This is a genomic window from Bradyrhizobium sp. AC87j1 (genome assembly GCF_002936975.1).
GTDB classification, from domain to species: domain Bacteria; phylum Pseudomonadota; class Alphaproteobacteria; order Rhizobiales; family Xanthobacteraceae; genus Bradyrhizobium; species Bradyrhizobium shewense.
In genome coordinates this window covers 24,349-51,252 of the sequence record NZ_PTFE01000006.1, presented here as the reverse complement: position 1 = coordinate 51,252, position 26,904 = coordinate 24,349, and the positions used below count along the sequence as shown (strand labels likewise).

Genomic DNA, 26,904 nt, shown 5'->3' with positions numbered 1-26,904 from the left:
GGCGCGCGCACCATCGTTCGTATACGAATGATAACCGCGGTCTCGCTGGCTCTGACATGGTGATGGAAACGACGAGCACTGCTATCGACAAGATCCGCTGCGATGCCTGTCCGGTGATGTGCTACATCAAGCCGGGGGCGGCGGGCGCCTGCGATCGCTACGCCAACCACGACGGCAAGCTCGTCCGCGTCGATCCGCATGTGATCCTGGAGCGCACGGTCTCGCATGGCGGCAAGCTGGTCCCGTTCAGCCGCACCGAAGATTGGGACGGCAAGATCGTCCATGAACCTTCCACCTTTGTGACTGCGATCGGTGCGGGCACGACCTATCCCGACTACAAGCCGGCGCCGTTCATCGTCTCTGCGGAGGTCGACGGCGTCGACATGGTGACTGTGGTCACCGAGGGCATCTTCTCCTATTGCGGCATCAAGGTGAAGATCGACACCGATCGCTATCTCGGGCCGGAGACCGCGACCGTGCGCGCGCAGGGCGAGGCGGTCGGCCACGTCACCACCAGCGAATACGGCTCGCAGATGCTGTCGCTGGGCGGCGTGCATCATCTCACCGGCGGCTCCAAGAAGGAGGGCCGCATCACCTGCGACACGCTGATGGACCTCGCCAATTGCAAGGCGGTGGAGCTGACCATCGACGGCGGCGCGAGCGTCGTGGTGCAGGCCGGCCAACCGCCGATCGTCAACGGCATGAAAGAAGAGCGCATGCGCGTCGGCTGCGGCTCGGCGACGATCGGCATGTTCGCCAAGCAATGGCACGGCAAGGTCGACGAGGTCGTCGTGGTCGACGACCACATCACTGGCGTGCTCTCGGAGCATCAGGCCGGCAAGCTGCTCGACATCGCCGACACCGGCATCAAGATGAAGGGCCGCCGCTCGACGCCCGGCCGCTATTTCCAGGTCGCCGATCCCGGCACGGGGTGGGGCGGGACCAACATCTCTGATCCGCTCGCGATCCTCGGGCCGTTCGACGCCAAGGAAGCAAAACCGGGTCTCTCGATGCTGATGGTCTCCACGACCGGCGAGCATTCGTCTTACTATGTGCTCGACGAGGGCCTGAAGCCGGTTGAGACCGAGATGCCTGACGACCTGAAATTCTCGGTCGAGCGCATCCAGGAGAATTGCGAGCCGGCGCTGTGCACGGTGCTGTTCATGGCCGGTGCCGGCGGCTCGCTGCGCGCCGGTGTCACTGACAATCCGGTGCGGCTGACGCGCTCGGTGAAGGATGCGCTGACGCGCGTCACCAGTGGCGGCGCGCCGGTCTATGTCTGGCCTGGCGGCGGCATCACCTACATGGTCGACGTGACGCAGATGCCGGCGGGCGCGTTCGGCTACGTGCCGACGCCGGCGCTGGTTGCGCCGATCGAGTTCACGATGAAGCTGTCCGACTATGCCGCGCTCGGCGGGCACATGGATTACGTGAAGCCGCTCTCAGAGGTCCAGAACGGCGACGATGTCCGCCAGCTGCCCTGGCAGAACCCGATCCCAGGGCCTCGGGCATGACAAGGCTCCCGCAAATCGCATTGCTGTCTGATGGCCGGCGGCTGCATTTGCAGGATGGACCGATTGATCTGGTCATTGAGGCGAGGGGGCGCACGGACGATGTGCGTGCGGCCTATGAGGCGGCCGCGCGCCGCTTCACCGGACTGCTCGACGAACTCTGCGCGGAGCTGCCGGAGCTGCGGACGGCCGCCGGGAAGCGGACTGCGTTGACGGGCGTGGTGGCGCGCCGGATGCACGCCGCGGTCGCGCCTTACGCCGCCAACTGCTTCATCACGCAGATGGCGGCTGTTGCCGGTAGCGTGGCGGAGGAAATTTTGGGCGCCATGCTGGGCGCTGCGATGCTCGATCAGGCCTATGTCAATAACGGTGGCGACATCGCGCTCCATCTCGGCAAGGGCGAGCATTTTTCGATCGGCCTGATGGACCGACCCGATCGCGCTGGCGTGATGCGAACGATGAGGGTGGCTGCGGATGACCCCGTGCGCGGCATCGCGACCAGCGGACGCCACGGCCGCAGCTTTTCGCTCGGCATTGCCGACGCGGTGACGGTGCTGGCGGCAACGGCGTCGCAGGCCGATGCGGCTGCCACGGTCATAGCCAACGCCGTCGATCTGCCCGGGCATCCCGCCATCATCCGGACGCCCGCAAACGAGCTTCAGCCCGACAGCGATCTCGGCTCGCGCCTCGTCACCCGCGACGTCGGCGAGTTGTCGCAGGACGAGATCGCGACGGCGCTCGAATCTGGCGCGGAATGTGCACGCCAATTGTTCGATCGCGGATTGATCGAGGGTGCCGTGGTGCGGCTTTGTGGTGATATGCTTGTCATCGGACCTAAGGATATAGAAGAGCAACGAACGCGCCCGCTTGCGCTGGAGAACGCGGTCTGTGCCTGAACAGGGAAGCGAAACATGAGCGCGATCATCCGCAAGATCGTCACCGTCGTCGAAGAGACGCAGATGGAGATGGGCCGCCAGGTCTCGCCGCCGACCCGGCGCGCGGCTGCGATCGCCGTCATCGAAAATCCCTTTGCCGGACAATATGTCGAGGATCTCTCCCCGCTGATCGCGATCGGCGAGGAGCTCGGCGAGCTCTTGTCGAAGCGCGCCGTGGCGGCGCTCGGCATCGATGGCGCGAAGGCGCAGAGCTACGGCAAGGCTGCCGCTGTCGGCGAGAACGGCGAACTGGAGCATGCCGCCGCGATCCTCCACCCCAAGATGGGCGCGCCGGTGCGCAAGGTGCTGAGCAAGGGCGCGGCCCTGATCCCGTCGTCGAAGAAGCGCAGCGGTCCGGGCACGACGCTCGACATCCCACTTGGGCACAAGGACGCCGCCTTCGTGCGCAGCCATTTCGACGGCATGGAAGTGCAGATCAACGACGCGCCGCGTGCCAACGAGATCATGGTCGCGGTCGCCGTCACCGATAGCGGCCGTCCTTTGCCGCGCGTCGGCGGGCTCACGGTTGCGGAAGTAAAGGGCGAGGACGGTCTGAGATAGGGCATGATCCGGAGATGCGGGCACAGCCTCTCCGGCAAGATCGTGATCGAGACATAGAACTCAAAAACTGGAGGTTGGGATGCGAGCAAGAAATTACATCGTCGGCGCGGCCTTTGCGCTTCTGGCGGGCGGCATGGCTCATTCGGCCTTGGCGCAGGACATCAAGATCGGCGAGATCAACAGCTATTCGCTGCTGCCGGCTTTCACCGAGCCCTATCGCAAGGGCTGGCAGCTCGCGGTCGAAGAGATCAACGCGGCCGGCGGCATCAACGGCAAGAAGCTCGTTGTGATCTCGAAGGACGACGGCGGCAAGCCGGCGGACGCGCAGACCGCAGCCAACGAGCTGGTGTCGAGCGAGGGCGTCGCGATGCTGACGGGTACGTTCCTGTCGAACATCGGCCTTGCCGTCAGCGACTTCGCCAACCAGAAGAAGGTGTTTTTCCTCGCGGCCGAGCCGCTGACGGACGCCGTCACCTGGTCGAAGGGCAACAAGTACACCTTCCGCCTGCGTCCTTCCAACTACATGCAGGCGGCGATGCTGGTGGAAGCAGCCGCAAAGCTGCCCGCCAAGCGCTGGGCGACGATCGCGCCGAACTACGAATACGGTCAGTCCGCAGTTGCCGTGTTCAAGAAGCTGATGTCGGAGAAGCGTCCGGACATCCAGTGGGTCGACGAGCAGTGGCCGCCGCAGGGCAAGATCGACGCGGGCCCGGTGGTGCAGGCGGTTGCCGCCGCCAATCCGGAAGCGATCCTCAACGTCACCTTCGGTGCCGACCTCGTCAAGCTGGTGCGCGAAGGCAACACCCGCGGCCTGTTCAAGGGGCGCGAGGTCGTCTCGTTCCTGACCGGCGAGCCGGAATATCTCGATCCGCTCAAGGATGAGACGCCCGAGGGCTGGATCGTCACCGGTTACCCCTGGTACTCGATCAAGACGCCCGAGCATGACGCGTTCCTGAAGGCGTACCAGGCCAAGTACAACGACTATCCGCGCCTCGGCTCGATCGTCGGCTACCAGACCATCAAGGCGGCCGCCGCGATCCTGGCGAAGGCGGGCTCGACCGATCCGGAGAAGCTGATCACCGCGGCGGAGGGACTGTCGATGCCCTCGCCATTCGGCGAGATCACCTTCCGCAAGATCGACCATCAGTCGACGCTCGGTGCCTTTGTCGGCAAGACCGCGCTGAAGGACGGCAAGGGCGTGATGGTGGATTCGTCCTACAAGAAGGGCTCGGACTATCTGCCCAGCGATGCCGAAGTCGAGAAGCTGCGTCCGAAGGATTGATCCCCGCTGCCGCCGTAGGGTGGGTTAGCCGAAGGCGTAACCCACCACGGTCTGCATCTGCAGAACGAGAAGAGGTGGGTTACGCCGAGGCAACTGCGCTTCGCGCAGTCGCTGGGCTAACCCACCCTACGAAGCTCGCCCTTTCCGCGTGGGGAGGGATGAGACCCAACACCAACCCGGACCGCCGATGGCCTTTTACGTCGTACAGTTTCTGACCGGTCTCGCCAGCGCGGCGTCGCTGTTCCTGGTGGCCTCGGGCCTGTCGATCATCTTCGGCGTGACGCGGATCGTGAATTTCGCGCATGGCGCCTTCTACATGATCGGCGCCTACATTGCCTTCACGCTGACGGAGCGCCTGTCGGGCGCGTTCGGCTTCTGGGGCAGTATCGTGCTGGCCGCGATTGCCGTGGCGCTGATCGGCGTGCTGGTCGAGATGGTGCTGCTTCGCCGCATCTATCACGCGCCGGAGCTGTTCCAGCTGCTCGCGACTTTCGGCCTGACCTTGATGGTCGAGGATCTCGTGGTGCTGATCTGGGGACCCGACGATCTCGTCGGCCGCCGTGCGCCCGGCTTCAGGGGCGCCATCGATTTCTTTGGCCAGAACATCCCGAGCTACGATCTGTTCCTGATCGTGCTCAGTCCCGTCGTGCTCGGCATTCTCTGGCTGCTATTTCAGCGCACGCGCTGGGGCGTCCTGGTGCGCGCGGCGACGCAGGACCGTGACATGGTCGCAGCGCTCGGCGTCAATCAGAAATGGCTGTTTACGTCGGTGTTCGCGGTCGGCGTCTTCCTGGCCGCGCTGGGCGGCGCGCTTCAGATCCCGCGGGATGCCGTGCATCACGCGATGGATCTGCGCATCATCGTCGAGGTCTTCGTCGTGGTCGTGATCGGCGGCCTCGGCAGCATCGTCGGCGCGTTCGTCGCGGCGGTGCTGGTCTCCGAGCTCAATGCCTTCGGCATCCTGATCTTCCCCAAGATTTCCATCATCCTGGTCTTCCTGGTGATGGCGGTGGTGCTGATCGTCCGGCCGTGGGGTCTGTTCGGCAAACCGGAGGCGCCCGCACGCAAGACGCCGGGGCTCACCGTCAATCCCTGGCGGCCGCTGACGTCGAACGAACGGCTGATGGCGCTTGCAGCGCTCGTGGTCGCAGCGACGCTGCCGCTGTTCGCCGGCAATTACGCGCTGACCGTCGGCTCGGAGATCGCGATCTTCGTCATCTTCGCAGTCAGCCTGCACTTCCTGATGTCGGTCGGCGGGCTCGCGTCCTTCGGCCATGCTGCTTATTTCGGCCTCGGTGCCTACGGCGTCGCCTTCCTCGCCAAGATGGCGGGGCTGCCGATGATCGTGTGCCTGCTGCTCGGGCCGCTGCTCGGCTGCATGGGCGCCGCCGTGTTCGGCTTCTTTGCCGTGCAGCTCTCTGGCGTCTACTTCGCGATGCTGACGCTCGCTTTCGCACAGATCGTCTGGTCGATCGCGTTCCAATGGGTGAGCGTCACCGGCGGCGACAACGGCATATTGGGCGTCTGGCCGGAAAGATGGGCAGCGAGCCCGTCGCACTTCTACTGGTTGGCGCTCGGCGTTGCGGCGCTGGTGACCGTCGCACTGCGGGCGATGGTGTTCTCGCCATTCGGTTACGCGCTGAGGGCGACGCGCGACTCGCTCCTGCGCACCGAGGCGATCGGCATCAATGCCAAGCGCATCCAGTGGACCGCCTTCGTGATCGCAGGGACGACCGCCGGCATCGGCGGCGCGCTGTTCGCTTACCTCAAGGGCAGCGTCTTCCCGGACAATCTCGGCATCTCGCTCTCGGTCGATGCGCTGGTGATGGTGCTGCTCGGCGGTGTCGAGACGGTGTCCGGCGCGGTGATCGGCGCCATCGTCTACAAGGCCTTGAACATCTGGCTGGTCAGCCAGACCGATTTGTCGAAACTCGTGCTCGGCGGCTTCATCGTGCTGATTGTCGTCGTCTTCCCAAAGGGCATTGTCGGCATGCTGGAGATGCTGGCGCAGCGTCGCAGGAAGGCATCGCCGCCGGGATCACCTTTGCTCGCCAAGCCGATCGAGTCTGCCGAATGAGTGTTGCACCCCCACTTCTTGCGGTCGAAGGTCTGACCAAATCCTATGGCGGCATTCACGCCGTGCGTGGCGTGTCGTTCTCGCTGCGCGCCGGCGAGATTTTGGCGCTGATCGGGCCGAACGGCGCGGGAAAAAGCACCTGCTTCGACATGCTCAACGGCCAGAACAAGCCTGATACCGGCCATGTTCGCCTGCTCGGTGAAGAGATCACGGGCAGGAAGCCGCGCGAGATCTGGCGTCTCGGGGTCGGGCGCACCTTCCAGATCACCGCGACCTTCGCCACCATGACCGTGCGCGAGAACGTGCAGGTCGCGCTGATCTCGCACGGGAAGCAGCTGTTCAATCTGTTCGGCTCGGCGCCGAAGTTCGACCGCGGCGAGGCTGGCCGTCTGCTCGAACTGGTCGGCATGGGCGGCTATGCCGATCGGCCCTGCGGCGAGCTTGCCTATGGCGATCTCAAGCGGCTCGAGCTTGCGGTGGCGCTCGCCAACCAGCCCAAGCTGCTGTTGATGGACGAGCCCACCGCCGGCATGGCGCCGCGCGAGCGGGTCGATCTGATGCGGCTGACCGCGCAGATCGCGCGGGAGAAGTCGATCGGCGTGCTCTTCACCGAGCACGACATGGACGTGGTGTTCGAGCACGCCGACCGCATCATCGTGCTGAATCGAGGGACGCTGATCGCCGAGGGCACGCCGGCCGAGGTGCGCGGCAATCCGCAGGTGCAGGCGGTCTATCTCGGCGAGGGCCTGGTCTACGATGCCCGCCACCGCGAGGGAGCATCAATATGAAGCTCACCGTCGAGGGCCTCAACAGCCATTATGGCCCGGCGCATATCCTGTTCGACATCGGCTTCGAGGTCGGCGAGGGCGAGGTCGTTGCGCTGCTCGGACGCAACGGCGCCGGCAAGTCGACGACGTTCCGCTCGATCGTCGGCCTCGTCGCGCAGCGTTCCGGCCGCATCATGTTCGAGGGCAAGGATGTCTCGGCCAAGCCGACCCACGAGATCGTGCGCGAGGGGCTCGGCTATGTGCCGGAGGAGCGCCGGATATTCACCGACCTGACCGTGGAGGAAAATCTCGAAGTCGGCAAGCAGCCCAAGCGTCCGAACGCGCCATACTGGACGCGCGAAAAGCTGTTCGCGCTGTTTCCAAATCTCGGCGAGATGAAGAACCGCCCGGGCGGCCGCATGAGCGGCGGCGAGCAGCAGATGCTGACCATCGCTCGCACGCTGATGGGCAATCCGTCGCTGGTGCTGCTGGACGAGCCCTCGGAGGGCCTGTCGCCGAAGATCGTGGAGCAGATGGTCGACGCCATCCTGACCATGAAGAAGGAGGGCGTCAGCATCGTCGTCTCCGAGCAGAATCTGCATTTCGCGCGGTTGATCTCCGATCGCGCCTACATCATCGAGCGCGGCCGCATCTGCTTCGGCGGCACCATGGCCGAGCTCGATGCGCGTCCGGATATCCGCGACGCGCATCTGTCGTTGTGAGAGGCGGGGGACGGATGGCGAGAAGTGTCGCGGTGAAAAAGGGCGTCAAACCGGCAAAACCGCCTTACGTGCTCGACGAGCAGGTCGGTTTCATCCTGCGCCAGGTCTGGCAGCGCCACAGCTCCATCTTCTCCCGCGATATCGGCACCAATCTGACGCCGACGCAGTGGGCGGCATTGTCGAAACTCGCCGAGACCGGGCCGTGCTCGCAGAACCAGCTCGGCCGGCTGACGGCGATGGACGTCGCGACCATCAAGGGCGTGATCGATCGGCTCACGGCGCGCGGGTTGACCGAAACAAGTCAGGATCCCGAGGACGGTCGGCGGCTCCTGGTCAGCCTGACGCGCGCCGGTCAGCAGCTTTCGGAGAAGGTCGCGCCGAACGCGCTCGCCATCACCCGCGAGACGCTGGCGCCGCTCGAGCCCAAGGAGCGCGAGATGCTGATGGCGCTGTTGAACAAGCTGCGGTGAGAGTGCCATAGACGGTCTCGTAGGGTGGGCAAAGCGAAGCGTGCCCACCATCTTGCTCAATCAGGAAAAGATCGTGGGCACGGCGCTTCGCGCCTTTGCCCACCCTACGGCAGTTGAACAAGGTGCGAGGACTGGCGACTAATCTCGATGAAGGGTCTGTCGAGGTCTTTATTCATGAGAGTCGTCACGAAATTTGTGATGCTCCTCACTCTAGGTGCGGCGCTGGCGGGCAGCGCGCCTGCCTTTGCCGCGCAGCCCTACGAGGGCTTCTGGGCGTCCACCAAAAAAGACTGCCGCGATGACGACAGCCCCAACCGCATGAGCATCGAAGGCGGCAACCGCCTCTACTGGTACGAGACGCGGTGTCGCGCCAGCGAGATCACCGGCGACGGAAAGCTCGGCTGGAAAATGAAGCTCGCTTGCGAAGGCGAGGGCGAGAAGTTTCGCTCCAATCCCCGGGTCTCCATCGCAACGGACGGCAAGCTGGTGATGGACAACGGACCGGTCGGACAGGCCAAGCGCCAGACCTATGTGCGATGTGAGATCGCGAAGAAGCGCTGATGTTGAACGCTTACGTCTTGCCCGGCCATTTGGCGCGGTAGCGGATTTCGCTGCCGTCTGCGAGTCGCCGCCAGGTCCCGAACTCCGGCGTATGCGGCGCCCGGGCCGTCAAGTCGATCGGATAGATTCGGCTCGGCTGGCCCTCGATATTGACGGCGAGCTGCCGGTGCGAGGTTCGAAACGCGAGCTCGACTTCGCCTGCGATGACGGGCTGGTCGCCGTCACGATAGAAGGCGGCCGGCGTCACTTCGCCCGGCATCGTGTTGAGGTCGGTCTGCAATTCGATGGTGATGCCCTGGGCTGATGTCGGCACCGTGACCTCCGCCGGAAAACGGACCTCAAATACGAGCAGGGGATTGCCGCCGTTCCGGTTGAGCCAGGGCGTCGCCGTCGCATAGGCGTAGGCGGTGTAGATGCCGATCCCGGCGACGCAGAGCAGGACGACGATTCCGAGAGACTTCAGGCTGTTGCGCGCGACGCTGCCCTTGCCTGCGTCCTCGCCCGAACGCGTCACCAGCCAGTTGGCAAACACCGCGCCGGTGATCGCGCCGATGGGGGAGTAGACGAACAGTCCCAACAGACCCGAGGTAATCGGGTCCGCGCGGTTGCCGAAATCGAACAGGGAAAACAGCACAAAGATCGCGACATAGCCCGCCACCGCGCCAGCAACGCCGACGGCTATTCGCGATGAGTTCTTCATGTTTCCCTCGATGGTCCAGCAATGAAATGCCGCCACCGAGGGCTGCCTGCGTTAGACGCTGCAGGTCGCAGACTTGTTCAACGCCATCGAGGGAGGTGTGCAGCGGTGTGCCGCTCCGGCTGCGTCACTTCGCCACCACCTCCGGCACCCGGCCGGCCGGCGGCGTGTTGCGGCTGCGTTGCGTCCGCACGATGCCGTCGATGATGGTCATGCCGATGCCCGGGAGGTCGCCGAGCTGGACGCTCTCCAGGATGTTCTTGCCGGGCGAGTGCTGGGCCTTGTCCATGATGACGAAGTCAGCGGATCGCCCCACTTCAATGAGGCCGCAATCGAGTTCGCGCATCCGGGCGGTGTTGCCGGTGGCGAGACAAAACGCGATCTCGGCCGGCAGCTCGCCGAGCGAGGACAGCATCGAGACCATGCGCAGAATGCCGAGCGGCTGCACGCCGGAGCCGGCGGGCGCGTCGGTGCCGAGGATGACCCGGTGCAGATCGCCCATCTCGCGCGCGGTGCGCAGCGTGTACAGAGCGGAGCGCTCATTGCCGTTATGCACCAGCTCGAGACCGCGCTTGCAGCCCTCGCAGATACAGCGGATCTGGTCGTCGGGGAGGGCAGTGTGGCCGCCATTGATGTGGCCGACCACGTCGGTGTCGGCCTCCAGCACGACGTCCTTGTCGATCAGGCCGGAGCCGGGGATCGAGGGGCCGCCGGTGTGGATGGTGCTCTGGATGCCGTATTTGCGTGCCCAGCCGACCATCTTGCGCGCGGTCGGGCCGTCCTTGACGCCGCCGAGGCCGACCTCGCCGAGCAGCTTGACGCCGGCGGCGGCCAATTCCTTGAAATCCTCCTCGACCATCTCGCATTCGATCACGGGCGCACCGGCGTGAACCTTCACGCCGCCGGGGCGCAAATTCCAAAATGCGCGCTGCGCAAAGATCGCCATCGCCTTCAGCCCGACGACGTCGCGGGGGCGGCCGGGCATGTGCACCTCGCCGGCGGAGATCATGGTGGTAACGCCGCCGTGGAGGTTGCTGTCGATCCAACCGATCTGGTTCTGCCGCGGCGTCCAGTCGCCCGCAACGGGGTGGACGTGGCTGTCGATCAGGCCCGGCGCCACCGTGGTCCCGTTGGCCTCGACGATGGTGGTCGCGCCTTCGATGTCGACGTCCTTGAAGCGGCCGATCGCGGTGATCTTGCCGTTCTCGGCGACGATCGTGTCGCCATCCAGGATCGGCTTTTCCAGGGCGCCGGACAGGATCAGGCCGATATTCCGGATCACGAGCTTCGAGGGTCCGGTGGCCTGGGGTGCGTCATGCGCCATGGAAGGGGCTCCTTATTCCTAACTGCAACGCTTTCGATCTTGGGCAGCCTTGACCGCGGGATCAAGCAGGATTATTCATTAGTATACGAATGATCGTGTACAAACGACGCATAGCTGCCCGCCTCGGAACCGCATTGGAAGCGACAGGGAAGGTGAGATGAGCAATTTCAATCAGGAAAGCGTTTTGAGCGTCCACCACTGGACCGATACGCTGTTCTCCTTCAAGACCACCCGCAGCCCGACCTTCCGCTTCCGCAACGGCGAATTCACCATGATCGGGCTCAAGGTCGGCGAGAAGCCGCTGCTGCGAGCCTATAGCGTCGCCAGCGCCAATTACGAGGACACACTGGAGTTCTTCTCGATCAAGGTGCCGGACGGTCCGCTGACCTCGCGGCTCCAGCATTTGAGGGAAGGCGACGAGATCATCGTCAGCCGCAAGGCCACCGGCACGCTGGTGATCGACAATTTGGAGGAGGGGCGCAACCTCTACCTCATCGGCACCGGCACCGGCCTTGCGCCGTTCCTGAGCGTGATCAAGGACCCCGAAACCTACGAGCGGTTCGAGAAGGTCGTGCTGCTGCACGGCTGCCGGCACGTCAAGGAGCTCGCCTATGGCGAGATGATCACCGAGACGCTGCCGAAGGACGAGCTGATCGGCGAGTACATTCAGAATCAGCTGATCTACTATCCGACCGTGACGCGCGATCCCTTCCGCAACCGCGGCCGCATCACCGACCTCATCACCACAGGCAAGCTGTTCGCCGATATTGGCCTGCCGGCGCTGGAGGCCGCCCACGACCGCGTCATGATTTGCGGCAGCCCGGCACTGGTCGCTGATACCCGCGTGCTCCTGGGAGAGCGCGGCTTTGTCGAGGGCAATCACGGCGAGCCGGCCCAATTCGTGGTCGAAAAGGCCTTTGCCGAGCGCTAACGCGCAATTCTTGCTTGAGAAGACCGCATTTTCGCCGCGCGGGGCCCGTTGCGGCGCCGATTCGGCGCTTGATACACTGTGGGAACGAATCAGCGGAGTTCCCACATGGTTGCGGACAGCGACAGCAACATCGCCTGGCACCGGGTCCAGTTGAAGAAGAACCGCGCCGAGTTGAAGGCGCTGGAGACCGCGCGCTTTACGATGGGCGAGATCGCCTCGTCGAAGCGGAACGGCCAGACCCAGAAGGCGATCGCGGAACTCAAGCGCAAGATCGCCCAGTCCGAGCGCGTGATCGCCGATCACGACAAGCGCACGCGCCGTCCGCTCGGCACCGACATGCAGAGCCTCAGCAATGGCAGCTGGAGCCATTGGGACGCCTATACCAACCAGCAGCAGCGCAAGACCGGCCAGCGCTCGCCGGGGCGTGGATAGATCGTCGTCTCCTCGCGCCAGTTCCGACCCTTGCGCGTTGGCCCGCCCATACCATTTGGGTGAGACGCCAGCAATCACTCCGGTGATCCCATGACAGCGCGCCTCGATTTCACAAGCGAGGCCTTCTTTCGCGATCCGCCCAAGGCGATCGCGGCGTTGCGCATGTCCGGTCCGCTCGTCGCGACGCGATTTCCTCTGGTCGGCGATGTCTGGATCACCACGACCCATGACGCGACGGCACAGGTGCTGAAGGACGGCGCTACCTTCACGCTGCGCAAGGAGGATGGCGACGTCGCGGGTCTGCGCTGGTGGATGCCGAGCTTCGTCAGAACCATCGCCAACAACATGCTGACGATGGACGAGCCGGATCACACCAGGCTCCGCAGCATCGTGGACGAGGCCTTTCGCCGTCGTGCCATCGTCGCGATGGAGCCGCGCATCCGTGCCATTGCCGACGGCCTGGCCGACGAGCTGTTCGCGGAGGGACGGCCAGCCGATCTGGTCCAGCGCTACGCGCGCATCCTGCCGCTCGCAGTGATCTCCGAGCTTCTGGGATTGCCTCTGGCCGACCGGCCCAAATTCATCGCCTGGGGCAACGCGATGTCCTCGCTGACCAATGTCGTCAGCTTCTTCCGCTTGCTGTGGGCGTTCCGAAAGATGCGGGGCTACCTGGAGCAGCAATTGCAGGCCGCGCGCGTGCAGGGCGGTGAAGGCCTGATCGCCGAACTGGTCCAGGTCGAGCGCGAGGGTGCCCAGATCACGCCGGATGAAATGGTCTCGATGGTGTTTCTGCTGCTTGCAGCCGGCTCCGAGACGACCACGCATCTCATCAGCGGTTCGGCCTACGAGCTGCTCAGAAGTCCTGGGCTCCGCGACTGGCTGGAGCAGGATAGGAGCCGCGTCGGGCTTGCGGTGGAGGAGTTTCTTCGCTTCGTGTCACCGGTGCAGTTCTCCAAGCCGCGCTATGTGCGGCGGGACGTCGAGGTCGAAGGCGTGCGTTTGAAGAAGGGCGACCGTGTCATGGTGATGCTCGCTGCCGCAAACATGGATCCGGCGATGCATGATCGTCCCGAAAGCCTCGATCTCGAGCGCAAGCCGAACCGTCACCTCTCGTTCGGGACAGGAATCCATTTCTGCCTCGGCCATCAGCTTGCGCGGATCGAGGCGGCCTGCGCGCTGGAAGCGCTGTTCGTGCGCTGGCCGAAACTTGGTCTGGCCGTCGATCCCTCGCAGATCCATTGGCGCAAGCGGCCGGGGATTCGCATGATTGCGAAGCTTCCCGTCACGGCCGAGGTCCACGGAACATTTGCCGCTGCGACGCCGGCGGTGGCTGATCGTTCTCCCGTGCGGGCGGAGTGAAGCTCTCTCCTTCGGCAAATCGTCGCTGACCATGATCTGCTCGGAACGGCCTGCGGCGCTTGCTGTTGTCCACCGGGACCTGAGGGCATGCGAAGGAACAGTTCCGTGTCCAGGATTCCCATCTTTCAAAGAGGTTGGATCATGACCAGCAAAATGCCGAATGTTCCGCCGGCCAATCAGAGCCGGAAGGGAACTGGCGACACCAAGCAAACGTCGGCCGATCAGACTCCGCGCGGCCAGCAGCGCGCGGAAAATCCGGACCAACAGGGGCAACAAGGCAACATCAAGCAGAACACGACCAATCAGGGATACCAGCAAGACCGTTGAGGAGGCGACATTCATGTCGACATCCACCAAGACACCCAACAGCATTCGCCAGGGTGGCCCCGGCGCATCGCATGAGAACGCGAAGGCGCCGCTGGAGGTGAAGAAGCCGCCTGCGGACGATGAGCAGCGAAGCCATAGCCGCGTTTCCGGTGGCGGAGGCGAGCAGGATTCCCATCACCGCCACGATGCGGCCGGCAAGGGCGGCGGCAGATAGACCACAGCAGCCGCCGCGACCAATACCGGTACAACGGACGTACCGAGCCAAGAGGAGAGACTGATGCCAAGTGGGCACGGCAGCAAGACGCACTTCAGATCCGGCATGCATGGCAAGGGCGACGGCACCGGTGCATTGACCGAAGTGCCCAAGGACAAGATCGGCGATAACATGGTCCTGTCCAACCGCGACAAGGCCCAGCATTCGGACATTCGCGGCATGGACGGCAAGTCCATTCAGACCGATCAGTATCAGGATCATGCAGCCAACCGGCTCGACGAGACGCCGGAGACTGACGAGACCTGACAGGGACATTCCTCCCGCTGAACTCGCGGACCGGTGTTCAGCCGGTCCGCTTTTTTGTCGGCACGAGGTCGCGCTCCCAGCCGAACACGGAGCGGCCGTCGAGATCGGGTGACGCCGCGCGCTCGCCGGCGATATAGGTCTCGACCGACGGGCCGTGCGCGGTGCGTTCCAGCCGCCGTGCCTGGTCGTCGAGGCGCCGGATCGCCTGGATCTCTTCGTCACGTCCGAGCTTCGCGCTCTGGATCGCATCCTTGAGGACACGGATGGTCTCGTCATAGACCTTGATCGGGACAGGGTAGGGATGCCGGTCCTTGCCGCCATGGGCGAGCGAGAAGCGCGCGGGATCCGTGAAGCGATAGGGCGCGCCGTGCACGACCTCGGCGACCATGGCCAGCGAGCGCACGGTGCGCGCGCCGACGCCGGGCGTCAGCAGCAGCTCCGGGAAATCGACCGGGCCGCGTTCGGCGGCTGCGGCGAGGGTGCCGTGTAGGCGCCGCGCGAACACATCCTTCGGCCGCACGTCGTGATGGGCGGGCATGATCAGATGCGGCAGCATGGCCTGCGCAGGCTCGGGCGCAGTGCCGGTGAGCCGCTCGAATTCGGTGAGGATGCGATCGGGGCCGAGATCGCTGAGGAGCTCGAGCTGCGCGTTGCGCGAGATATCGGCGCGGTGGTCGGTGAGATTGACGATCTCGCCCTGCTGCGGGCCGTCGATTGCGCTGTGCGGCGTATCGACGAAGCTCTTCAGCGTCTCGGAATGCCAGTGATAGCGGCGGGCCTGGCGCTTGTCGCCGTTCATGCCCTGCTGCACCACCGTCCATTTGCCGTCGGCGGTCACGAAGAAGCCGTGGAGATAGAGGTCGAAGCCGTCTTGCACGGCCGCGCTGTCGACCTTCGCCACCAGGCGGCTGGCGCGGGTGAGCCTTGCGCCGTCGAAGCCGACGCGATCGCCGAGCTGCATCAGCTCGTCCGGCGTCTTGCGCGAATGCTGGCCGCGGCCGCCGCAGACATAAATGCCGAGCTCATCCTGGAGCGGCCCGAGCCCGCGCTTCAGCGCGCCGATCACTGATGTCGTGATGCCGGAGGAGTGCCAGTCCATTCCCATCACGGCGCCGAACGACTGGAACCAGAACGGATGCGACAGCCGCTGGAGGAACGCGTCCCGGCCGTAATGATGCACGATCGCCTGCGTGACGATCGATCCGAGCGAAGCCATCCGGCTCGCAAGCCACGGCGGAACCCGTCCGGTGTGCAAGGGAAGATCGGCGCTGCCGGTACGTCTGGTCATGAGTCCTAAAGCTAGCGCAATTGGGCGACGGTTGCATCTGCGGAATGCTGCGTTGCACGAGAGAGGGGAGCCAAGCCGGCCGGGAGGCGTTGAGCGGGCGACGCGAATGCAATGACGGGGACAATCGATGAATTTGGAGGCCCTGATGGCCGACATCGACGGGATGTTCGGCTGGATACCGTCGTGGTTTGTCGGCCTCGGCCTGGTTGTCGGCGCGATCTTGCTTGCGCTGTTCGTCTACCGGGTCGCCGTATGGCTGCTCGCGCGCGCCTTCGGAACCCGCCTTCCGCTCCTGAGCGTATTCATCGATCGCACCGCAGGTCCGGCCCAGCTGGCGCTTTGCCTGGCGGCCGTCGCATTGGTCCTGCCGCTTGCGCCGCTCGACGACATGATCCGCACGCCGCTGATGCGCCTGTTCGTCGTGGCCGTCATCGCCCTGATCGGCTGGATCTCGATCCGGGTCGTGGACATGAGCGCGGCGCGGTACTTGCAGAATTTCCGCGATGTCACCGAGAATTTCGTCGCGCGCAAGCACGTCACGCAAGTTCGCGTGTTCAAGCGCGTCACTGATACTATCATCGTCGTCATCACGGTGTCCACCGCGCTGATGACGTTCGATTCGGTGAGGCAATACGGCGTCAGCCTGTTCGCCTCCGCCGGCGCAGCCGGCATCATCGTCGGCCTTGCCGCGCGGCCGCTGCTCAGCAACCTGATCGCGGGCTTGCAGATCGCGATCACCCAGCCGATCCGCATCGAGGATGCCGTGATCATCGAGAACGAATGGGGCTGGGTCGAGGACATCGCCTCGACCTATGTCGTGATCCGGCTGTGGGATTGGCGCCGGATGGTGGTGCCGCTGTCCTATTTCATCGAGAAGCCGTTCCAGAACTGGACCCGCGACACCGCCTCGCTGATCGGCGTGATCGCGCTCCACGTCGATTATCGTGCCGACGTGCCGCGCATCCGACGTTGGCTGGAGGACGCCGTGAAGCAGTCCAAGCTCTGGGATGGCGCGGTGGTCAATCTCCAGGTGATCGACGCGGACTCGCGGACCATCGAGCTCCGCGCGCTGGTCAGCGCGCGAAACGCGCCGCAATCCTGGGACCTGCGCTGCGAGATCAGGGAAAAGCTCGTCGCCTTCATTCGCGACGAGATGCCGGAGGCGCTGCCGCGCGAGCGCGCGATCCTGATCCCGTCGGCCGACGATGATGCCGATTTCCTGCGGCCCGTCGCGCGGCCGGAGAAGATGCGGGCGAGCGCGCGCAATTGAGCAGCCGCGGGGCCATGCGGTGCCGACAACGGCCGCCTGCACGTGCGCGGCCGCCGCTTGCGCAATGTTCGCCATGCCTGTGAGCAGAAGGAACACGCAACAATTCCAAACGATATCCTCATGCGCGCCTCACTGCGCGCGGATGTTGGCCGCCTTCAGCACCGGCTCCCATTTGGTTGCCTCGGCGCGCATGTAGGCGTCAAATTCCTTGGCGGAGGAGCCGACCGGAGCGGCGCCGATCTTGCCCAGCGTCGACAGCACGTTCGGGTCTTGCAACGCCGCCTTCAGATCGGTTTCGAGCTTCGCCACGATCTCCGGCGGCATTTTTGCCGGACCAAGCACGCCCCACCAGACCGAGACGTCATAGCCGGATACGCCGGACTCGGCGACGGTCGGAACGTTGGGTAGCGCCTTGGAGCGTTCGGCCGAGGTCACGGCGAGTGCGCGCACCGGACCGCCTTCGAGCTGACCGATCGCTTCCGCGAGCGGATTGATGCTGAGCGGAATCTCGCCTGCGATCACAGCCGTCAGCGCCGGCGCGCCGCCCTTGTAGGGGATCGCGACAATCTTGCTGCCGGACATGTGCTTCAACAGTTCGCCGGCCAGATGAGCCGAGGTGCCGTTGCCGGACATGCCGTAAGAGAGCTTGTCCGGCTCTTTCTTCGCCGCAGTCAGGAGATCGCCGAGCGTCTTGTAGGGGCTGTCCTTGGCGACGACGATCGCGAGCGGTGAGGAGGCGACCTCGGTGATTGCGGTAAAATCCCTGAACGTGTCGTAGGGCACGCTCGGATAGATGAACTGGTTGAGCGGATGGCCGCTCGCGACCAGGATCAGCGTGTAGCCGTCGGGCGCGGCCTGTGTCAGCGCCTGCGAGGCGACGATACCGCCGGCGCCTGGACGATTGTCGACCACCGGCTGCTGCCCCCAGGTCTTGGCCAGCGCCTGGCTCAGCGTGCGCGCGAGCACGTCGACCGCGCCACCGGCCGCGTAAGGCACGAGGATGTGAACCGGCTTGCTCGGATAATTGTCGGCGGCCTGCGCCACGCTGCCCGCGAGCAGCAAACCGGCGCCCAGCACCAATCCGCCGATTGTCTTGTTCAAACCCGGCATTTTCCCAGCACTCCTTGCGAGCGTTCGCATCCTTGCATCGGTCTTCGAGCCGTCCGGATACCGCCCATGGTTTTTGTTGACGAGACCTGATCTTTTGTACGATAGTACAAATCCCATGGTACGCAAGCCCACCAGCAAGGAAACGGCCCGCAAGCCGAACATGCGCGAGGCGATTCTCGCCGCGGCCGAGGAGCTGTTCGCCACCAACGGCTTCAACGCCGTCTCGGTGCGCGACATCGCGCACGCTGCCGGAGCCAATCCCGGCAGCGTGACCTATCATTTCAAGACCAAGGACGGCCTGCTGCTGGAGATCTACCGGCGGCATTGTGGTCCCATGAATTTGCGCCGTTCGGAGCTGCTCGCCGCCGCCAGGCGGGTGCGCGATCTCCAGGACCGGCTGGAGGCGGTGGTGCGGGCCTATGTCGTGCCGGCTTTCACCTCGGGCAGCGATCTTGCCGGCGGCGGTGCGCGCTTCACGCGGCTGCGCGCGGTGATGTCGGCCGAAGGCAACGAGGTCGCGCGAAAAATCATCGCGCAGACATTTGACGACACCAGCCACGCCTTCATCGATGCGATCCACGAGAGCCTGCCGCACATTCCGCGCACCCACATCGTCTGGCGCAGTCACTTCCTGCTCGGTGCACTCTATTACTCGCTGGTGACGCCCGATCGCGTCTCGCGCCTGTCGCGCGGCGAAGCCGACGGCGGCGATGCCGCCAGCGCCATCGAGCAGTTGGTGCAGGCCGCGGTTGCCGCGTTCCAGGCGCCGCCGCTCGATCATGCCGCGCCGGCGCGGCGGCGGCCGGTCGTCGGCAGCAAGACTTGAAAGACGCGGTCTCGCCCGACGGTTGAAGTGATGACGATGATGTACACGCCCACCATTCCGCCGCCCGATCCGAACACGCGCGCGCCGAGTTTCAAGCTGCCGAAGCTGTCCTGCGACGCGCATTGCCACATCTTCGGGCCCGGTGCGAAATACCCTTACGCGCCGGACCGATCCTACACGCCGCCGGACGCGCCGCTGGAGGATTTTCGCATCCTGCATGCCAAGCTCGGTGTCGAGCGCGCCGTCATCGTCAATGCCAGCGTGCACGGTACCGACAACAGTGTGGCGCTCGATGCCATCGCGCAGAGTAACGGCGCCTACCGTGCCGTCGCCAATATCGACGACACCATCACCGAGCGCGGGCTTCGTGCGCTGCACGAGGGCGGTTTTCGCGGCTGCCGCTTCAATTTCGTTCGCCATCTCGGCGGCGTCCCTGACAAGGGCGTGTTCGATCGCGTCATCGCCATGGTCGCGCCGCTCGGCTGGCACATCGACCTGCATTTCGATGCGATCGACCTGCCTGATTATGCCGACATGCTGGCAAAGCTGCCGCTCAGCTACACCATCGACCACATGGGACGGGTGAAGGCCTCCGAAGGGCTCGACCAGCTGCCGTTCCGGATCCTGATCGAGCTGATGCAGCGCGACGAGAAATGCTGGGTCAAGATCTGCGGCTCGGAGCGGGTTTCCTCTAGCGGTCCGCCCTTTACCGATGCGGTGCCGTTCGCGCGAAAGATCGTCGAGACCGCGCCGGATCGCGTCATTTGGGGCACCGACTGGCCGCATCCCAACGTCAAGATGATGCCGAATGACGGCGACCTCGTCGATTTGATTCCGCTGTTCGCGCCCGAGCCCGAGTTCCAGCAGAAGATCCTTGTCGACAATCCGGCGCGCCTGTTCGAGTTCGACCGATGACGGTGCTTGCAATCGACAAGCCGCGCGGGCGGCCCTGGTGGAGGGAGCTCTGGATCCAGGTGCTCATCGCCATGGCCGCCGGCATCGCGCTTGGGATCGTCAGCCCCGAGGCGGGTGCCAAGATGCAGCCGCTGGGGGATGCCTTCATCAAGGCGATCCGGATGCTGATCGCGCCGATCATCTTCTGCACCGTCGTGCACGGCATCGCCCACATGGCCGACATGGCGCGGGTCGGGCGCGTCGCGGTGAAGGCGATCGTCTATTTCGAGATCATGACCACGATCGCGCTGATCATCGGTCTCATCGCGATCAACCTGCTCAAGCCCGGCGTCGGCATGAACATCGATCCCGCCAGCATCAATGCCAGCGCGATCGAGCCTTATGTCAAGCAGACCAGCGTCATTGGCTTCGTGCCGTTCCTGATGAACATCGTGCCCGCGACGTTCATCGGCGCCTTTGCCGAAGGCAACATCCTCCAGGTGCTGTTCATCTCCGTCCTTTGCGGCTTTGCGCTGGTGCAGCTCGGCGAACGGGCCGCGCCGCTGGTCCATCTGATCGACATCGCCGCCAAAATGGTGTTCGCCGTCGTCGGTTTCGTGATGTGGGCGGCGCCGATCGGTGCGTTCGGTGCCATCGCCTTTACGGTCGGCAAGTTCGGCGTGGGATCGCTGGCCTCGCTCGGCAAGCTACTCGGAGGCTTCTATCTCACCTGTATGGTCTTCATCGTCGTGGCGCTCGGCCCGGTGGCGCGGCTCTGCGGCTTCTCACTGCTCAAGCTGATCCGTTACATCTGGGAAGAACTGTTGATCTGCGTCGCCACGACGTCGTCGGAGACGGTGCTGCCGCGGATGCTGACCAAGCTGGAGAAGGCCGGCTGCGAGAAGAGCGTGGTCGGCCTCGTGATCCCGACCGGCTACTCCTTCAATCTCGACGGTACCTGCCTTTACCTTGCCGCCGCCTCGGTGTTCCTGGCGCAGGCGACCAACACGCCGTTCGGGCTGGCCGAGCAGATCGAACTGCTCTTGATCCTGCTCGTGACCTCCAAGGGCGCGGCGGGGATCGCGGGCGCCGCCTTCGTCGTGCTGGCGGCAACGCTGTCGGCGACCGGCACCATCCCGGTGACGAGCGTGGCACTGGTGCTCGGCATCCACCGCCTGATGTCGCAGGGGCTGACGCCGACCAATCTGATCGGAAACGCAGTCGCGACCATCGCGATTGCCAAATGGGAAGGCGCGCTCGACGGCGAGCGCCTGAGGCGCGTGCTCGACGGCGAGGAACAAGCGGCCGCCGCAATCTGATGAATTGGCTTCCAGCGTAACGCTGGCGGCCTATGATGGTTACGAACAAGAGAGGGGAGTTTCTCCCATGAAGACAGGTCTCGTCGTCACCGCCCATCCCGGCGATTTCGTCTGGCGCGCCGGCGGCGCGATCGCGCTGCATGCGAAGAAGGGCTATCGCATGAAGATCGTCTGCATGTCCTTTGGCGAGCGCGGCGAAAGCCAATTCGCCTGGAAAGAGAAGGGCGCGACGCTGGAATCGGTCAAAGCCGGCCGCAAGGACGAGGCGGAGCGGGCGGCAAAGCTGCTCGGTGCCGAGATCGAGTTCTTCGATTGCGGCGATTATCCTCTCAAGCTCACCGAGGCGCATTTCGACCGCATGGTCGACATCTACCGCGAGCTCAATCCCAGCTTCGTGCTGACCCACGCGCTGGAAGACCCCTATAATTTCGACCATCCCAACGCGGCGCATTTCGCGCAGGAGACCCGCGTCGTCGCGCAGGCGATGGGTCACAAGCCCGGCGCGCAGTACAAATATTCGGCGCCGCCGGTGTTCCTGTTCGAGCCGCATCAGCCAGAGCAGTGCAATTACAAGCCGGATCTGCTCCTCAAGATCGACGAGGTCTGGAAGGAGAAGTACGAGGCATTCCAGATCCTCGCCGCACAAAAACATCTCTGGGGCTATTACGAGCGCGTCGCGCTCAACCGCGGCATTCAGGGCAGCCGCAACACCGGCGTGCCCATGACTTATGGCGAGGCCTATCAGCGCCTGTTCCCGACGGTTGCGGAGGAGCTGGCATGAAGCCGGTCGTCGTTCGCAACATTGAGCGAGCCGATCCTGCCGGCATGGCGGAGTACGGTGTCTCGACCGTGCACGAGGCTTACGGGCGCTTCGGCCTGATGAAGCCTTATTTGCGGCCGGTCTGGCCGGGGGCGGCGATTGCCGGCCCCGCGGTCACCGTGCTGGCGCAGCCCGGCGACAACTGGATGATCCATGTTGCCGTCGAGCAGTGCAAAAAGGGCGACATCCTTGTTGTCGGCTGCACCACCGACAATACCGACGGCATGTTCGGGGAGCTGCTCGCGACCTCGCTGCAGGCACGCGGCGTGCAGGGGCTGATCATCGATGCAGGCTGCCGCGACGTCAAAGCGCTGCAAGAGATGAAGTTTCCGGTGTGGTCGCGCGCGGTCTCGGCCAAGGGCACAGTCAAGGCGACGCTCGGCTCGGTCAACATTCCCGTGGTCTGTGCCGGCGTCAATGTCGATCCCGGCGATATCGTCGTGGCCGATGACGATGGCGTCGTGGTAGTCCCGAAGCGCTACGCCGCCGAGGTCGCCGAGAAGGCGAGGAAGCGCAACGCGGACGAAGGCGGCAAGCGCAAGCGCCTTGCCTCGGGCGAGCTGGGTCTCGACATTTACAGCATGCGCGAGGCGCTGGCGAAGGCCGGGCTCGTCTATGTCGACAATCCCGAGGACGTCTAGAGCAACGGCGGGAGCGGGTGGATGGAACGTCTCAAGCTGAAGGCCGTGCTCGGTAGTCACCCCCACGTCCAGGCAGTGAAGAGCGGCGAACTCCGCTCCGATCTTTTCAATTTCGACTTCGTCGCGTACACGCCGACCAACACCGCGTTCAAGCCGATGGTGCGGGAACAGGCGTTCGACGTCTGCGAGATGGCGATCGTGACCTATTTGATGGCGAAGGCGCATGGCAAGCCGCTGGTGCTGCTGCCGGCGACCATGCTCGGGCGCTTCCAGCATTCCTATGCTCTGTACAATCCCGCATTGGGAATGCTGGGGCCGTCCGATCTCGAAGGCAAGCGCGTCGGCATCCGCTCGTTCACGACGACGACCGGTGCCTGGATCAGGGGCATCCTTGCCAACGACTACGGTGTCAATCTCGACAAGATCCGCTGGATCACCTTCGAGGATCCGCACGTCGCCGAATATGTCGATACCACCGAGCGCGCCCCGAAGGACAAGAAGATCCTGCAGATGCTGCTCGACGGTGAGCTCGACGCTGTCCTCGGCGAGACCTCCGATAATCCCAAGCTGAAGCCTCTATTCACGGATCCGGCCGCGGAAGCCGCCAGGTGGTACGCCCGGCGCGGCGTCGTGCCGGTCAATCATCTGGTTGTCGTGACCGAGCAACTCGCGAGAACGCGTCCCGAGATCGTTGCGGGCGTCTATGATCTCCTCAAGCAGAACAAGGCCCAGGTGGGTCCCGCGACAACACCCGACCTCGTTCCGTTCGGGATCGAGGCCAACCGGAAGCCGCTGGAGCTGATCGTCGACTACGCATTCCAGCAGGCGCTGATCCCGCGCCGCTATGCGGTCGAGGAACTGTTCGACGAGACGACACGAGGATTGAACTGATGGTGGATCCGAAACGATGGCAGATCGGGCTGGTCGGCTACGGCGAAGTCGGCAGGATCTTGGCTGAGGATTTGCGTCAGCAGGACATCAAGGTCTCGGCCTACGACATCAAGCTCGGGGGCGAGCAGGGCGCGCCGCTGCAGGAGCATGCGGCGAAACACGGTGTGACGCTGGCAGCATCTCATGCTGAGCTGACGGCGAAATCTGACTTCATCATTTCCGCCGTCACCGCCAGCCAGGCCGTGCCGGTCGCAGAGGCCTGTGCCGCTGCGATCAACCAGGGTACCTGGTTCCTTGATTTCAATTCGGCCTCTCCGGGCGCCAAGCAGCGCGCCGCTGCGCTGATCGACGGCGGAGGCGGCCGCTATGTCGAGGGTGCGGTGATGACCTCGGTGCCGCCGTATCGCATCAAGGTGCCGCTGCTGCTCGGCGGCCCCGGCGCGAGAGAGATCGAGCCGCTTCTGAACGCGATCGGCTTTGCCGCCAAGGTTGCCAGCGACAAGCTCGGCGTGTCCTCCGCGGTGAAGATGTGCCGCAGCATCATGATCAAGGGCCTGGAGGCCATGGTCATCGAGAGCTTTACGACCGCGCGGGCCTATGGCGTCGAGGATGCGGTGCTCGCTTCGCTCGCGGAGACGTTCCCCGGCATCAACTGGGAGAAGCAGGGCGCCTATTTCTTCCAGCGCGTCATCGAGCACGGTCGCCGGCGCGCCGAGGAGGTGCGTGAGGTCGCCGAGACCGTGCGTGAGGCGGGACTGACACCATGGTCCGCGCAGGGCACGGCAGAGCGGCAGGCCTGGGTGGCTGACCTTGCCGATGAAGGGCTGTTCGGCGTCAGGGGCACGGCGGAGTTCGCGCGCAGCACTGATTGGCGTATTGAGGCAGATCGAATCCTGAGCAAGATCAAACGCTGACGCCGAACGCGTAGGTTGAGCTCAAAACCCTGCCGCTGTCGCGATAGTTCGAGATTTCGTCACGGGCGAGCTCGATCAGGTCGACCAGGCGCTTGGCCTCGCGGACGACTTGCTCCTTGGCGGGCGCGGTGCGGAACTCGGTGAGAATCATGCGGATGCACTTGTCGGCGGTATCCAGCGTCCAGAGCGCGCGGGTCATGTCGTCCTGCGTGTGGATCGCCGAGATATCGAGGCCAGATAGGACTTCGCCGATTCCATTCAGTCGCTTGACGGCGGTTTCCGCCGGCGTGCTGGCCTGAATGGAGCGATAATCGATGCTGCTGAATGCGCTGAACATATACATACTTCCCCACTGAACAGGTCGTTCAGGGCGTCCCCTTAGTATGATCCGGGCGGCCTGTTGTGCAATGCGCACAGCTACGGTCCGGGATTCTACCGGGCTCGGATCTGGGGACGGATCGGCCGTGAATCGGTACGAAACGGTCCGACGATCAGCCGTGTTCCCGACGATTTTACCGTTGGAGATTCGACCGGAAACGCGTTCAGGCCTCAGGCCGGAACAGAGCGGGCCGCTGCCGTGCAAACGTCTGTCGGCCCTCCTTGAAGCCCATCATGAGGTCGGGCAGCTCGGCGATGGCGAAGCGGCTGTCTTGCGTATCAAGCACGATGAGATCGGCGGGATTGCCGACCTTGATGCCGTAATCGTCGAGGTTCATCAGCCGCGCCGGCAGCTCGGTCACGAGATCGAGGCAGGTGTCGAAATCCCTCACCGAGGCGTGCGCGACATTGGCGTAGAAGTTCGCCATCCGCAGCAGCGAGGCGTCGCCGAACGGCGTGAAGGGATTGAGCACATTGTTGGTGGCGACCGAGCAAACCACGCCGTCGCCCGCGAGCTTGTGGGCGAGGGTCAGCCCGCGAGGCGCATTGTGGGTGGCTTCGCGCCCCATCAGATAGAGATCTGTCGCGGGCAGCACGGTGACGGCGATGCCGGCTTTCGCCAGTTGCGCGGTGGCAGCCTTCATCCGCTCCGGCGGCAGGGCCGAGAGCTTTGTCGCATGGCCGATCGCGACGCGGCCGTGATAGTTGCGCAGCTCGGTCTGGCGGCAGACCTCGTCAAGATGCCACCAGGAGGGATCGAGATCGAAATCCAGATGGAGGTCGACGTCGACGTCGAATTCCTGAGCGAGGTCGAAGATGCGCGCGAGATGCGCGGTCGGATCGGTGTCGGTATAGGGACAGCCGCCGATCGTCTCGCCGCCGTTGCGCAGCGCCTCGACCAGCAACTCGTCGCTGCCGGGATCGTTGGTCAGGCCCTCCTGCGGGAAGACGCAGAGTGACAGATCGAGCGCCCACGCATAGTCGCGTTTCAGCGCCTTCACCGCCTCGAAGCTGCGCAGGCCGATCCGCGGATCAATTTCCACATGCGTGCGCATGCGCGTCGTGCCGTTCACGATCGCACGTTCGAGCACCTTGGCGCCGCGCACGTAGACATCCTCGACGGTGAAGTCACGTTTCATGGCCGACACGGCCCGAATGGCGTCACCGAGACTGTCGTGATCGTGGCCGCAGCGGTCGAGCAGGCAGGCCTTGTCGAGATGGATGTGGGTGTCGACGAAGCCGGGTAGGGCGAGGTGCCCGCCGATATCGACCTCGACGGCTTCGCAGGCGAGCTTCGGCTCGATCGCGGCGATCCGGCCGCCCTTCATGCCGATGTCGACAGGCGCGGCGGATGATCGCAACAACGCGTTACGGAAGATCAGGTCGAAGGCGGGCTGGGTGATCATGGCTCTTGCGGACGGAACTTAGAGCAATCGGCGGGGATCGGCGGCTCCAGATTGTCGGCAGTGTAGCGAGGCAAATGTTCAAAATATATGCATGGATTCCGCGACAGTGGCGGTAATATTCCGCGAACCCGGGAGAGCCTGCCATGTCCGTTGCCGCCAGAGCTGAAACTGCTCATTTGTCCGACGCCGCGATCGTGGAGGCCTATCTCACGGCATCGATGATCCCCGATCCCGACGCTGCGGCGGCCTATATGGCGCCGGGCACCGTGATCACGTTCACCGGCGGGCGCGAGTTCGATCATCCGCGCGGCCCGACCGGCTTCAACGCCAAGCGCTACCGCTGGGTCAAGAAGAAGATGGACCGGTTCGACGTCTGCCCCGGCGACGGCGAGACCGTGGTTTACAGCGTCGGTACGCTCTACGGCGAATGGAAAGATGGGACCCCGTTCGAGGGCAACCGTTACGTCGACCGCTTCGTGGTGCGCAATGGCAAGATCACCAAGATGGATGTCTGGAACGACAGCGCCGAGCGCATCCTGGTCCAGCGCGGCATCGACGCGTAAGGTCCGTCTCGGCACGGGCGGAGCCGAACGGCCGCTCGTCATATCGAAAGCTGCGATAGCTGATAGGCGCGAGCCCGTCTGGCGGCTGGCCTGCGCCTGCGCTATCAA

The 26,904-nt window shown here is 64.4% G+C and carries 30 protein-coding genes; 24 read left to right on the top strand and 6 right to left on the bottom strand.

Annotated elements, in window-relative coordinates; all coding sequences use genetic code 11:
- The first annotated feature begins 56 nt into the window (after positions 1-56).
- The 9 genes from CV770_RS05815 to CV770_RS05775 all read left to right on the top strand — a co-directional run bounded on the left by CV770_RS05815 (position 57) and on the right by CV770_RS05775 (position 8,886).
- Complete coding sequence (locus CV770_RS05815; protein ID WP_091954116.1) at positions 57-1,514, top strand: 6-hydroxynicotinate reductase; 1,458 nt, start codon at positions 57-59, stop codon at positions 1,512-1,514.
- Positions 1,511-2,407, top strand: a complete 897-nt coding sequence (locus CV770_RS05810; protein ID WP_091954119.1) for a UPF0280 family protein — start codon at positions 1,511-1,513, stop codon at positions 2,405-2,407. Before CV770_RS05815 ends, CV770_RS05810 begins: the two co-directional genes overlap by 4 nt.
- A gap of 15 nt (positions 2,408-2,422) precedes the next feature.
- Positions 2,423-3,007 (top strand): amino acid synthesis family protein, encoded by a 585-nt coding sequence (locus CV770_RS05805; RefSeq protein ID WP_018320970.1) that lies wholly within the window; start codon positions 2,423-2,425, stop codon positions 3,005-3,007.
- 79 nt (positions 3,008-3,086) lie between these two features.
- The gene (locus CV770_RS05800; protein WP_091954121.1) at positions 3,087-4,289 is read left to right on the top strand and encodes an ABC transporter substrate-binding protein; all 1,203 of its coding nucleotides are present in this window, start codon (positions 3,087-3,089) and stop codon (positions 4,287-4,289) included.
- Positions 4,290-4,476: 187 nt separating this feature from the next.
- The gene (locus CV770_RS05795; protein WP_091954124.1) at positions 4,477-6,366 is read left to right on the top strand and encodes an ABC transporter permease; all 1,890 of its coding nucleotides are present in this window, start codon (positions 4,477-4,479) and stop codon (positions 6,364-6,366) included.
- A complete protein-coding gene (locus CV770_RS05790) occupies positions 6,363-7,154 on the top strand; it encodes an ABC transporter ATP-binding protein (RefSeq protein WP_104461628.1) in 792 nt (263 codons plus the stop codon). Before CV770_RS05795 ends, CV770_RS05790 begins: the two co-directional genes overlap by 4 nt.
- On the top strand, positions 7,151-7,855 hold the full coding sequence (locus CV770_RS05785) for an ABC transporter ATP-binding protein (protein WP_063195464.1): 705 nt from the start codon (positions 7,151-7,153) through the stop codon (positions 7,853-7,855). Before CV770_RS05790 ends, CV770_RS05785 begins: the two co-directional genes overlap by 4 nt.
- A gap of 14 nt (positions 7,856-7,869) precedes the next feature.
- On the top strand, positions 7,870-8,325 hold the full coding sequence (locus CV770_RS05780) for a MarR family winged helix-turn-helix transcriptional regulator (RefSeq protein WP_104461627.1): 456 nt from the start codon (positions 7,870-7,872) through the stop codon (positions 8,323-8,325).
- Positions 8,326-8,499: 174 nt separating this feature from the next.
- The gene (locus CV770_RS05775; RefSeq protein WP_104461626.1) at positions 8,500-8,886 is read left to right on the top strand and encodes a hypothetical protein; all 387 of its coding nucleotides are present in this window, start codon (positions 8,500-8,502) and stop codon (positions 8,884-8,886) included.
- Positions 8,887-8,896: 10 nt separating this feature from the next.
- On the opposite strand, the gene CV770_RS05770 is transcribed toward CV770_RS05775, so the two are convergent.
- Positions 8,897-9,586 (bottom strand): hypothetical protein, encoded by a 690-nt coding sequence (locus CV770_RS05770; RefSeq protein ID WP_104461625.1) that lies wholly within the window; start codon positions 9,584-9,586, stop codon positions 8,897-8,899.
- A gap of 124 nt (positions 9,587-9,710) precedes the next feature.
- Positions 9,711-10,907, bottom strand: coding sequence for an amidohydrolase family protein (locus CV770_RS05765; RefSeq protein WP_104461624.1), 1,197 nt, complete (start codon positions 10,905-10,907; stop codon positions 9,711-9,713).
- Positions 10,908-11,064: 157 nt separating this feature from the next.
- Here CV770_RS05765 and CV770_RS05760 point away from each other — a divergent pair, with 157 nt between their 5' ends.
- The 6 genes from CV770_RS05760 to CV770_RS05735 all read left to right on the top strand — a co-directional run bounded on the left by CV770_RS05760 (position 11,065) and on the right by CV770_RS05735 (position 14,476).
- Complete coding sequence (locus CV770_RS05760) at positions 11,065-11,838, top strand: ferredoxin--NADP reductase (protein ID WP_018320979.1); 774 nt, start codon at positions 11,065-11,067, stop codon at positions 11,836-11,838.
- Between the two features lie 105 nt (positions 11,839-11,943).
- Complete coding sequence (locus CV770_RS05755; RefSeq protein WP_018320980.1) at positions 11,944-12,270, top strand: hypothetical protein; 327 nt, start codon at positions 11,944-11,946, stop codon at positions 12,268-12,270.
- A gap of 90 nt (positions 12,271-12,360) precedes the next feature.
- A complete protein-coding gene (locus tag CV770_RS05750; protein ID WP_104461623.1) occupies positions 12,361-13,629 on the top strand; it encodes a cytochrome P450 in 1,269 nt (422 codons plus the stop codon).
- A gap of 141 nt (positions 13,630-13,770) precedes the next feature.
- On the top strand, positions 13,771-13,956 hold the full coding sequence (locus CV770_RS05745; RefSeq protein ID WP_018320982.1) for a hypothetical protein: 186 nt from the start codon (positions 13,771-13,773) through the stop codon (positions 13,954-13,956).
- 13 nt (positions 13,957-13,969) lie between these two features.
- Positions 13,970-14,170, top strand: a complete 201-nt coding sequence (locus CV770_RS05740; RefSeq protein WP_018320983.1) for a hypothetical protein — start codon at positions 13,970-13,972, stop codon at positions 14,168-14,170.
- Between the two features lie 63 nt (positions 14,171-14,233).
- Entirely contained in the window at positions 14,234-14,476 is a 243-nt protein-coding gene (locus CV770_RS05735) for a hypothetical protein (protein WP_091954157.1), read from the top strand.
- Between the two features lie 37 nt (positions 14,477-14,513).
- On the opposite strand, the gene CV770_RS05730 is transcribed toward CV770_RS05735, so the two are convergent.
- Positions 14,514-15,764 carry a DUF763 domain-containing protein gene (locus CV770_RS05730; RefSeq protein WP_104461622.1) on the bottom strand — a complete coding sequence of 417 codons (1,251 nt, stop codon included), beginning with the start codon at positions 15,762-15,764 and terminating at the stop codon, positions 14,514-14,516.
- A 127-nt stretch (positions 15,765-15,891) separates the two neighbouring features.
- On the opposite strand from CV770_RS05730, the gene CV770_RS05725 reads away from it, so the two are divergent.
- Positions 15,892-17,034: a mechanosensitive ion channel family protein gene (locus CV770_RS05725; RefSeq protein WP_104461621.1), complete on the top strand. Its 1,143-nt coding sequence runs from the start codon at positions 15,892-15,894 to the stop codon at positions 17,032-17,034.
- 129 nt (positions 17,035-17,163) lie between these two features.
- Here the strand turns inward: CV770_RS05725 and CV770_RS05720 are convergent, their stop codons facing one another.
- Positions 17,164-18,144, bottom strand: coding sequence for a tripartite tricarboxylate transporter substrate binding protein (locus CV770_RS05720; protein WP_104461620.1), 981 nt, complete (start codon positions 18,142-18,144; stop codon positions 17,164-17,166).
- Positions 18,145-18,259: 115 nt separating this feature from the next.
- Here CV770_RS05720 and CV770_RS05715 point away from each other — a divergent pair, with 115 nt between their 5' ends.
- The 7 genes from CV770_RS05715 to CV770_RS05685 all read left to right on the top strand — a co-directional run bounded on the left by CV770_RS05715 (position 18,260) and on the right by CV770_RS05685 (position 24,449).
- A complete protein-coding gene (locus CV770_RS05715; RefSeq protein WP_104461619.1) occupies positions 18,260-18,970 on the top strand; it encodes a TetR/AcrR family transcriptional regulator in 711 nt (236 codons plus the stop codon).
- 30 nt (positions 18,971-19,000) lie between these two features.
- Entirely contained in the window at positions 19,001-19,885 is an 885-nt protein-coding gene (locus CV770_RS05710) for an amidohydrolase family protein (RefSeq protein ID WP_104461618.1), read from the top strand.
- Positions 19,882-21,183 (top strand): C4-dicarboxylate transporter DctA, encoded by a 1,302-nt coding sequence (gene dctA, locus CV770_RS05705; RefSeq protein WP_091954174.1) that lies wholly within the window; start codon positions 19,882-19,884, stop codon positions 21,181-21,183. Before CV770_RS05710 ends, dctA begins: the two co-directional genes overlap by 4 nt.
- A gap of 67 nt (positions 21,184-21,250) precedes the next feature.
- Positions 21,251-21,964, top strand: a complete 714-nt coding sequence (locus CV770_RS05700; protein WP_011086622.1) for a PIG-L deacetylase family protein — start codon at positions 21,251-21,253, stop codon at positions 21,962-21,964.
- A complete protein-coding gene (locus tag CV770_RS05695) occupies positions 21,961-22,644 on the top strand; it encodes a 4-carboxy-4-hydroxy-2-oxoadipate aldolase/oxaloacetate decarboxylase (RefSeq protein WP_091954177.1) in 684 nt (227 codons plus the stop codon). The genes CV770_RS05700 and CV770_RS05695 overlap by 4 nt, the downstream gene beginning before the upstream one ends.
- 21 nt (positions 22,645-22,665) lie before the next feature.
- A complete protein-coding gene (locus CV770_RS05690) occupies positions 22,666-23,535 on the top strand; it encodes a substrate-binding domain-containing protein (RefSeq protein ID WP_104461617.1) in 870 nt (289 codons plus the stop codon).
- Positions 23,535-24,449, top strand: a complete 915-nt coding sequence (locus tag CV770_RS05685) for a DUF1932 domain-containing protein (RefSeq protein ID WP_104461616.1) — start codon at positions 23,535-23,537, stop codon at positions 24,447-24,449. The genes CV770_RS05690 and CV770_RS05685 overlap by 1 nt, the downstream gene beginning before the upstream one ends.
- On the opposite strand, the gene CV770_RS05680 is transcribed toward CV770_RS05685, so the two are convergent.
- Together CV770_RS05680 and CV770_RS05675 are read right to left on the bottom strand one after the other, a co-directional pair.
- Positions 24,439-24,786, bottom strand: a complete 348-nt coding sequence (locus tag CV770_RS05680) for a hypothetical protein (protein ID WP_201759710.1) — start codon at positions 24,784-24,786, stop codon at positions 24,439-24,441. The genes CV770_RS05685 and CV770_RS05680 overlap by 11 nt on opposite strands.
- A gap of 205 nt (positions 24,787-24,991) precedes the next feature.
- Positions 24,992-26,233: an amidohydrolase family protein gene (locus CV770_RS05675; RefSeq protein WP_104461614.1), complete on the bottom strand. Its 1,242-nt coding sequence runs from the start codon at positions 26,231-26,233 to the stop codon at positions 24,992-24,994.
- 143 nt (positions 26,234-26,376) lie between these two features.
- Between CV770_RS05675 and CV770_RS05670 the strand changes: the two genes are divergently transcribed.
- Positions 26,377-26,796 (top strand): nuclear transport factor 2 family protein, encoded by a 420-nt coding sequence (locus CV770_RS05670; RefSeq protein WP_091954191.1) that lies wholly within the window; start codon positions 26,377-26,379, stop codon positions 26,794-26,796.
- The last annotated feature ends 108 nt before the right edge of the window (positions 26,797-26,904 follow it).

Bases quoted from the DNA above. Each gene is read 5' to 3' on its own strand.
- CV770_RS05815 (WP_091954116.1), top strand. From the start codon at position 57: ATGGTGATGGAAACGACGAGCACTGCTATCGACAAGATCCGCTGCGAT.
- CV770_RS05810 (WP_091954119.1), top strand. From the start codon at position 1,511: ATGACAAGGCTCCCGCAAATCGCATTGCTGTCTGATGGCCGGCGGCTG.
- CV770_RS05805 (WP_018320970.1), top strand. From the start codon at position 2,423: ATGAGCGCGATCATCCGCAAGATCGTCACCGTCGTCGAAGAGACGCAG.
- CV770_RS05800 (WP_091954121.1), top strand. From the start codon at position 3,087: ATGCGAGCAAGAAATTACATCGTCGGCGCGGCCTTTGCGCTTCTGGCG.
- CV770_RS05795 (WP_091954124.1), top strand. From the start codon at position 4,477: ATGGCCTTTTACGTCGTACAGTTTCTGACCGGTCTCGCCAGCGCGGCG.
- CV770_RS05790 (WP_104461628.1), top strand. From the start codon at position 6,363: ATGAGTGTTGCACCCCCACTTCTTGCGGTCGAAGGTCTGACCAAATCC.
- CV770_RS05785 (WP_063195464.1), top strand. From the start codon at position 7,151: ATGAAGCTCACCGTCGAGGGCCTCAACAGCCATTATGGCCCGGCGCAT.
- CV770_RS05780 (WP_104461627.1), top strand. From the start codon at position 7,870: ATGGCGAGAAGTGTCGCGGTGAAAAAGGGCGTCAAACCGGCAAAACCG.
- CV770_RS05775 (WP_104461626.1), top strand. From the start codon at position 8,500: ATGAGAGTCGTCACGAAATTTGTGATGCTCCTCACTCTAGGTGCGGCG.
- CV770_RS05770 (WP_104461625.1), bottom strand. From the start codon at position 9,586: ATGAAGAACTCATCGCGAATAGCCGTCGGCGTTGCTGGCGCGGTGGCG.
- CV770_RS05765 (WP_104461624.1), bottom strand. From the start codon at position 10,907: ATGGCGCATGACGCACCCCAGGCCACCGGACCCTCGAAGCTCGTGATC.
- CV770_RS05760 (WP_018320979.1), top strand. From the start codon at position 11,065: ATGAGCAATTTCAATCAGGAAAGCGTTTTGAGCGTCCACCACTGGACC.
- CV770_RS05755 (WP_018320980.1), top strand. From the start codon at position 11,944: ATGGTTGCGGACAGCGACAGCAACATCGCCTGGCACCGGGTCCAGTTG.
- CV770_RS05750 (WP_104461623.1), top strand. From the start codon at position 12,361: ATGACAGCGCGCCTCGATTTCACAAGCGAGGCCTTCTTTCGCGATCCG.
- CV770_RS05745 (WP_018320982.1), top strand. From the start codon at position 13,771: ATGACCAGCAAAATGCCGAATGTTCCGCCGGCCAATCAGAGCCGGAAG.
- CV770_RS05740 (WP_018320983.1), top strand. From the start codon at position 13,970: ATGTCGACATCCACCAAGACACCCAACAGCATTCGCCAGGGTGGCCCC.
- CV770_RS05735 (WP_091954157.1), top strand. From the start codon at position 14,234: ATGCCAAGTGGGCACGGCAGCAAGACGCACTTCAGATCCGGCATGCAT.
- CV770_RS05730 (WP_104461622.1), bottom strand. From the start codon at position 15,764: ATGACCAGACGTACCGGCAGCGCCGATCTTCCCTTGCACACCGGACGG.
- CV770_RS05725 (WP_104461621.1), top strand. From the start codon at position 15,892: ATGAATTTGGAGGCCCTGATGGCCGACATCGACGGGATGTTCGGCTGG.
- CV770_RS05720 (WP_104461620.1), bottom strand. From the start codon at position 18,144: ATGCCGGGTTTGAACAAGACAATCGGCGGATTGGTGCTGGGCGCCGGT.
- CV770_RS05715 (WP_104461619.1), top strand. From the start codon at position 18,260: ATGGTACGCAAGCCCACCAGCAAGGAAACGGCCCGCAAGCCGAACATG.
- CV770_RS05710 (WP_104461618.1), top strand. From the start codon at position 19,001: ATGACGATGATGTACACGCCCACCATTCCGCCGCCCGATCCGAACACG.
- dctA (WP_091954174.1), top strand. From the start codon at position 19,882: ATGACGGTGCTTGCAATCGACAAGCCGCGCGGGCGGCCCTGGTGGAGG.
- CV770_RS05700 (WP_011086622.1), top strand. From the start codon at position 21,251: ATGAAGACAGGTCTCGTCGTCACCGCCCATCCCGGCGATTTCGTCTGG.
- CV770_RS05695 (WP_091954177.1), top strand. From the start codon at position 21,961: ATGAAGCCGGTCGTCGTTCGCAACATTGAGCGAGCCGATCCTGCCGGC.
- CV770_RS05690 (WP_104461617.1), top strand. From the start codon at position 22,666: ATGGAACGTCTCAAGCTGAAGGCCGTGCTCGGTAGTCACCCCCACGTC.
- CV770_RS05685 (WP_104461616.1), top strand. From the start codon at position 23,535: ATGGTGGATCCGAAACGATGGCAGATCGGGCTGGTCGGCTACGGCGAA.
- CV770_RS05680 (WP_201759710.1), bottom strand. From the start codon at position 24,786: ATGTTCAGCGCATTCAGCAGCATCGATTATCGCTCCATTCAGGCCAGC.
- CV770_RS05675 (WP_104461614.1), bottom strand. From the start codon at position 26,233: ATGATCACCCAGCCCGCCTTCGACCTGATCTTCCGTAACGCGTTGTTG.
- CV770_RS05670 (WP_091954191.1), top strand. From the start codon at position 26,377: ATGTCCGTTGCCGCCAGAGCTGAAACTGCTCATTTGTCCGACGCCGCG.